This window comes from Candidatus Yanofskybacteria bacterium, assembly GCA_003514055.1.
Classification (GTDB): domain Bacteria; phylum Patescibacteriota; class Minisyncoccia; order 2-02-FULL-40-12; family GWA2-44-9; genus UBA12115.
Map to the genome: position 1 here is coordinate 1 of DOSG01000005.1, position 6,277 is coordinate 6,277.

Sequence of the window (6,277 nt, forward strand, 5' to 3'; positions counted from 1 at the left end):
TTATATTTTTAGAAATTATGGGTAAGGGCTTTGGCTAGCTTAGTCATCTCTCTCGGGGCTCTGACTGTGCCTTTCTTGCTTCTGGTAACTTGGCCAGATTCCTTAGCATTGAAATGGTTCTGCCCTGGCGGCCTTTTCATTATTTTTCTGATCTTGCCGTTGGTAATTTTTATTCTCTTGGTTAAAGCTTTCTTGGTTTTCATATTTTTATTACTTCTTTATTATGGTTGTCCATCCAAAAGGGGATCTCTTTATTTGCTCTTGGACGATGTGGGGTTCCGTTATTGTTGTCAGAAATTTCACGAACTTGGTTCTGCCAATCTCGGCTAAAGCCTTCTCTCTGCCTCGTAGGGTCAGCTCAATTCTGACGGGATTGCCTTCTTTTATAAATCCTTCGATCTGCTTGGCCTTAAAGTCCATATCGTGTTGGCCAGTTTTAAATCCTATTCGAACCGTCTTCATCTCCTGATCTTTCTGCTTCTTGGCTGACTTTTTCTCTTGTTTCTCTTTCTGGTAAATGTACTTGCCGTAGTCCATGATCTTGGCCATGGGCGGCTGACTGTTCGGATTAACCTCAACTAAGTCGAGTTCTTTGTCTTTGGCCAATTTCAGCGCATCCAAAGTATCCATTGTCCCAAGTTGATTTCCTTCGTCATCAATAACCGCAACCTGAGGAACTCTTATCTGATTATTTACTCGTAGAGGTTTAAGCAATTCTTTATATTAACAAACGCTAACGATTCTAACATATATATTTAGATTTGAAAAGCCCTCCCACTTTGGCATCCGGCAACTGCCGGAGTCGGAGGGGAGGGCTTTTGAGATTTAGCTAGAAGTTCCTTCTTAGCGGAGAGTCTTTAATATATTCAAAGGCCTCTTCGGCTGTGTCGACAATCCTATAAAGAGTCAGGTCTTCCTCGTCGATTGCTTCGAATTCTTTAAGCATCGAATTCCGCATCCAATCGGTTAGTGGTCCCCAATATTTTTTGCCGACGAATATAATAGGAATCTTGGGAACTTTCTTAGTCTGAATCAGGGTTAATAATTCAAAAGCTTCGTCTAGGGTTCCAAACCCCCCGGGGAAGTATACGTATGCTTGAGCGTAGTAGGAGAGCATCACTTTTCTGGTGAAGAAATAATGGAAGGCGACAGACTGGTCTACGAATCGATTGATTCTTTGCTCGTTTGGTAGCTTTATGTTGAGCCCTATGGAGTTGCCAATCGCTTCATCTTTATTCCCGGTCTCTTCATTGGCTTCCCAGGCTCCTCGATTGCCAGCTTCCATAATACCTGGACCGCCCCCGGTTATGATATCAAAGCCTTCCTTCGCTAGTAAGTATCCAAGCTTTTGGGCTTGCTTATACCATTCATTGTCTTCTTTAAATTGAGCTGATCCAAAGAAGGTCACCGATTTTTTAAGATCGGCTAGGAACTCCCAACCTTCGACAAACTCGCCCATAATCTTAAAAATTCTCCAATGAAAGGAATGTCTAAAATCTTTATCTGGTAATTCTTCTGCTTCGATCGGTAACTTAGACACTGGTAGATTGTATTTTTCTTTTTCCATTATTTTATTGATGTTATTTTGATTGTTCCCGCTACATCTATATTGGGAGCATCTTTTTTTATTAATATGCCAACTATTTTTACCTTGCTGCCGGTTGAGAATTTACCACTGATTACATCATCTTGTTCTAGGCCTGACAGGGCATAATATTTACTGTCTTTGGCTTTGAGGCCAATTTGACAGCTGCCCGGCTGGATGCCGGATGTAGATCTGTATGGAACGCAATCGAGGACGCCCTCAATTGATATCTCTGATCCTGTGACCATCGGTGTTGGGTTTGTTTTCGTGGGATCAAGAGGGGTATCGGTGGGCGTACCGGTTGGCGTCGGAGCAACAACTGTGGACGTCATATAGAATCCAAAATATCCAATGGCTAAAATGACAATCAGGGATGTGGCCGCACAATAAACCTTACGCATAAGTGAATGTTATCATTTATATAGTCAAAAACAAATCTAGTTTTCCATAGTTTGGGCAAGCCACCAATACGCTAAATGCATATTCTAATCTTAGCCAATAAAAAACCACCTGAAGGGTGGCGCCTATTTGGATTTTCGGTAGCCGTTGACCCATGCTTTTCTTTGGGCGATGGCTTGGTTTTCCAGCTTGGCGATAGTCAGCTCTCGATCGAACCATGTCTTGGCCTGAAAAATGATAGCGTGCGCGAGGCATTCATTGGGAGGAGTGTCTGCTCCAGCGGTGGATGATTCTGGTGTAGCTGGCGAAGTACTCGGACTGATTGGCATATATTCAAATATGTAGTCAAAGTCTGTCTTAGCAATCAATAGCAAGGAACTCGATTCGCGAACGGCACATGGCTTATTCTGGTCTAGCGGTTCTCCTACCCACTCGACTGGATTTATCGATAATTTACCGACATTTATGGCATCCTCGGTCTTGGTTAATGAGACTAGACGAACTGCGCCGTAACAAAGTATGATTACGACCACCAATAAGAGGATGGAGCAAAGTAAGCATAAGTTGCGCGAACTAGTACGAGGTTCTGCGGCCATACTTCCGTCTCCTTAATGAGCTTTCTCCATACTAACCCTTCATTCTTAATTGTCAATAAATCTGGTATAACAGAATTATGGATCGCATGAATTTAAAGATTCTATACGAGGATAATCACCTTATCGCCATATTTAAGCCGTCTGGTATTTTAGTACAAGGCGATAGTAGCGGTGACGAGAATCTAATGGACTTAACCAAGAGGATGCTAATAGAAAGGGACAATAAGCCAGGAAACGTATTCTTGGGGTTAATACATAGAATTGATAGACCAGTGTCTGGCATCGTGCTGTTTGCTAAAACTAGCAAGGGAGCGGCTAGAATTTCAGAGCAAATACGCAATAGGGAGTTTAAAAAAATATATTGCGCGCTGGTTGTCGGCAACATGTCGCCATTGTCTGGAGTTCTGAAGCATAGACTCTTAAAAGATGAGGCCAGGAGAATGGCGATTATTTCTGAGATGGGGGACGAGGCGATACTTGATTACGAGACGATCGAGTCTGTGGGCAATCATTCCGTATTGAAGATCAATTTAATTACAGGAAGGTTCCATCAAATAAGGGCTCAACTATCTGCGGTGGGCCATCCGATATTGGGTGATGTGAAATATGGGGCCTCTGAGGTGTTGCCCGACCGTTCAATAGCTCTTTGTGCTACTGAGATGGAATTTATATCGGCTACAGGAAGTAAGCTAGTCAGTATTAAGATTGATCCGCCGCTGGAGTTTCGGCAATTGGCTGGAGTATAAAAAAGCCCGGTCTGCCAGAAGCTTGGCGGCAGACCGGGATAAGATGGGCCGTAGCCCTAGCGGGGATCGGCGATCACTTCTGCTTGATTGCGATGTCCTGTCCACAGCGAGTGCAGTGTTGCACCGTGCGTCCCGACCTGGTCTTGCGAGTCTTGCCCTGAAGGGCATGACCGCCGAAGAGATCGCAGGTGGGCCGTTTCGCCGAGGGCTTAGACTCGATGGTGGGCATCGCCTTCTGATCTAGCATCCTGTACTCCTTTGGGTTGGTGGGGGCTTGCTAATTACAGATTCAAGTATTATGGTGTTTTTATGGCTAATTGTCAAATTAGCCAATTATGGTATAATGTAGGTACGGGGATGCTAGGTTTCGACAAGATTTTTTAACAATTAGATGCTAGGGGTGGATGACCGTTAATCACCTTAAATATCCGGTCAAACATATAGGTGCCAATTATACACCTAATTACGCTTTCGCTTAAAATTTAAGCTTAAGCCATTCTGTCTTCGATACTCGCTAGGAGATCACAGAGTGTCATAAACAGCGAGCTTGCCAGCTTTTGATTCTTCTCCAACTGCTGGGACATAATGAGAGGATAGTCGGAGATAATTTTTTCAGCTTTGTACTCTTCGGTGAAACAATAAACTGAATATCTTAGTAGACATCTATTTGTACGAATTTTGGACGCGATTTCAATATCGCCATCTCCACTATCTGATAAAATCGGCCTTCCAGGCCGATTTTATCGTTATTGACAAAGCACCATCATCTGTGCTATACTTAAACCACTGCAAATAGGTCTACCAGGGATCAGCAGCAGAGGGTAACGTATAATCCCTCACAGTCTACTGGCTAAAGAGCTCGCTTCGGCGGGCTCAATTCTTTTTATAATCAACGCATAGCTTTCAAAAATCCAGCCTTCCAAGAGATCCCAAGAATTTTTAACCATCTCCACCATAAAACAAAACCACTGAGCTTAAGCTCAGTGGTTTTGTTTTATTCTTCGAATGTGCCGCGATCTTTTGATCGCTGTAAATCTTTTTTCTTTATTGTCTCGCGTTTATCGTATTTCTTTTTACCTTTGGCAACTCCAACTAGTAACTTTAGCTTTTTATTGTGCTCATATATTTTAAGGGGAACTAGAGTGAGGCCCTGAGATTGGGCTAGGCCAGTTAGAACGTTGATCTGCTTTTTAGATAGCAATAACTTCCTTGATGCTTGAGGGTCGTAATTGCCTGGCATATTAGCCGGTTGATAGGGCGGGATATTGGCACCGATAAGCATGGGCTCACCATTTATAATTTTCACATAAGATCCCTTGATGGCAATATGGCCAGTCTTAATAGATTTTACCTCGTAGCCTTTTAATACAATGCCAGCCTCGATTGTCTCGAGAATTTCATAATCAAAATGGGCCTTGTCGTTTGTAGCGTAATCTCGCATGACTCAATATTATCGCGTAAAGATGGTTTAATAAAGCCCTCCCAGATTTATCTTGAAGATTTTTCACCGCAGTCTATATATTAAGTGAGCCCTAGGCATTCTGTGGAACTCTCGGAAGCGCTTTAGCTAAGATATATTTGATATAGCCCTTTTTGGGCGATAAGGAATGGTTCCGCCTTCTTAGGCGGATAAAGCGCTGAGAGTGTAGATAAAAACCCATCGCAGGAATGGGTTTATTATCGGTCCGAAAGAATGCTTAGGGCGAGCAGGCTATTTGCGTTCCTCTATCTTCGTTTTCAGCTTTATCGTCTGATCTTTCCTGAGTATGGTCATTTCGATCTCGTCGTCGACTTGGAACTTCTGAAGCACATCGCTTAAATCGGATTCGCCACCGAGCTTCTCTCCATCTAGCTCGGTGATTATGTCGTTCTCTTTGACGCCAGCTTTATCGGCTGGAGAATCTGGAACTATAGCTATCGAGCTAGGATTATGATCTCTGACGATCAATGCCCCGTAGTCTATGGGCAGAGAATAGGTTTTTTGTAGCTTCTTATTAAGCATTACGTATAGCAGTCCGAGATACGGCTTTACTATGCGGCCATATTTTATAATATCTTCTAGGTCTTTCTTGGCCCAGTTGATTGGTATGGAGAATCCAATATTTTGTGCTCCGAAAATTATAGCCGTGTTTATTCCTATGGCGTCGCCATTCAAATCTATTAGTGGTCCGCCAGAGTTGCCTTGATTGATAGCGACGTCGGTTTGGAGCACTCCTCGAAGATGTTCCATCTCGCCGCCAGATCCAAGTGAGGCCGAGATGCTTCTTGATAATCCGGATATGATTCCCTTCGAAACGGTGTTGCTGAACATGCCCAAGGCATTACCGATGGCAATGACTGTTTGGCCCAGTTCAATTTTATTAGAGTTACCTAATTTAACCGTCTCTAGCCCGGTGGCATTAATTTTTAGGACGGCGATGTCGTAGATGGGATCTCTAGACACGACTTTGGCCGGATATTCTTCTCCTTCGCTAGTAATGACCGTATACTCGGCTTCTTGGTCGATCACAACGTGCTTGTTGGTCAGTATCAGGCCATCGGGGTGAACTATAAATCCAGATCCGCCGCCGATTTTAACCTTCTCCTTGTCATCATTATTCGACTCGCCAAACATAAATGGATTCGGGAATGGCATGGCGTATGCGTTTTTCATCTTCGGCAAAAACTTTGAGATTGCGATACTTACGACGCATGGTCCAACTTTCTTTACGGCGTCGATAGTTAACTTGTCATGATCATGATTCGATGTGCTCATTATCTTTTTTATTCTTAGTTGTTTACCTAACCATTATGAAGGGTAAGTAATTTTTTTTCAATCTGATTGACTATCTTGCTCTGAATGATATTCTTCCCACTAGCTACTTTAAAGGAGTGTTGCCAGTATGCCAGAAGCATCTCCGGTCGCAGTAGAAATAAAGAAGCTCCTCCAGATCAGTCCCGTTACTGAGAGA

8 protein-coding genes and 1 other RNA gene are annotated in these 6,277 nt (G+C 43.3%); 2 read left to right on the top strand and 7 right to left on the bottom strand.

Translation table 11 applies throughout. The features are described 5' to 3' along the window. Nucleotides 1-8: 8 nt before the first annotated feature. From DEG18_01975 to DEG18_01995, 5 genes are all read right to left on the bottom strand, one after another. Complete coding sequence (locus DEG18_01975) at nt 9-203, bottom strand: hypothetical protein (GenBank protein ID HBX58353.1); 195 nt, start codon at nt 201-203, stop codon at nt 9-11. Between the two features lie 7 nt (nt 204-210). Continuing rightward, nucleotides 211-714 carry a translation initiation factor IF-3 gene (locus tag DEG18_01980; protein HBX58354.1) on the bottom strand — a complete coding sequence of 168 codons (504 nt, stop codon included), beginning with the start codon at nt 712-714 and terminating at the stop codon, nt 211-213. Nucleotides 715-829: 115 nt separating this feature from the next. After that, entirely contained in the window at nt 830-1,567 is a 738-nt protein-coding gene (locus DEG18_01985; protein ID HBX58355.1) for a TIGR00730 family Rossman fold protein, read from the bottom strand. Further along, a complete protein-coding gene (locus tag DEG18_01990; GenBank protein HBX58356.1) occupies nt 1,567-1,986 on the bottom strand; it encodes a hypothetical protein in 420 nt (139 codons plus the stop codon). The genes DEG18_01985 and DEG18_01990 overlap by 1 nt, the downstream gene beginning before the upstream one ends. 123 nt (nt 1,987-2,109) lie before the next feature. Then, a complete protein-coding gene (locus DEG18_01995) occupies nt 2,110-2,517 on the bottom strand; it encodes a hypothetical protein (GenBank protein HBX58357.1) in 408 nt (135 codons plus the stop codon). 140 nt (nt 2,518-2,657) lie between these two features. On the opposite strand from DEG18_01995, the gene DEG18_02000 reads away from it, so the two are divergent. After that, nucleotides 2,658-3,326: an RNA pseudouridine synthase gene (locus tag DEG18_02000; protein HBX58358.1), complete on the top strand. Its 669-nt coding sequence runs from the start codon at nt 2,658-2,660 to the stop codon at nt 3,324-3,326. A 353-nt stretch (nt 3,327-3,679) separates the two neighbouring features. After that, nucleotides 3,680-4,037, top strand: a transfer-messenger RNA (tmRNA) gene (ssrA, locus tag DEG18_02005). 283 nt (nt 4,038-4,320) lie between these two features. Here ssrA and DEG18_02010 read toward each other — a convergent pair. Next, complete coding sequence (locus DEG18_02010) at nt 4,321-4,767, bottom strand: SsrA-binding protein (protein ID HBX58359.1); 447 nt, start codon at nt 4,765-4,767, stop codon at nt 4,321-4,323. 270 nt (nt 4,768-5,037) lie between these two features. Next, nucleotides 5,038-6,081, bottom strand: coding sequence for a hypothetical protein (locus DEG18_02015; protein HBX58360.1), 1,044 nt, complete (start codon nt 6,079-6,081; stop codon nt 5,038-5,040). Between the last annotated feature and the right edge of the window lie 196 nt (nt 6,082-6,277).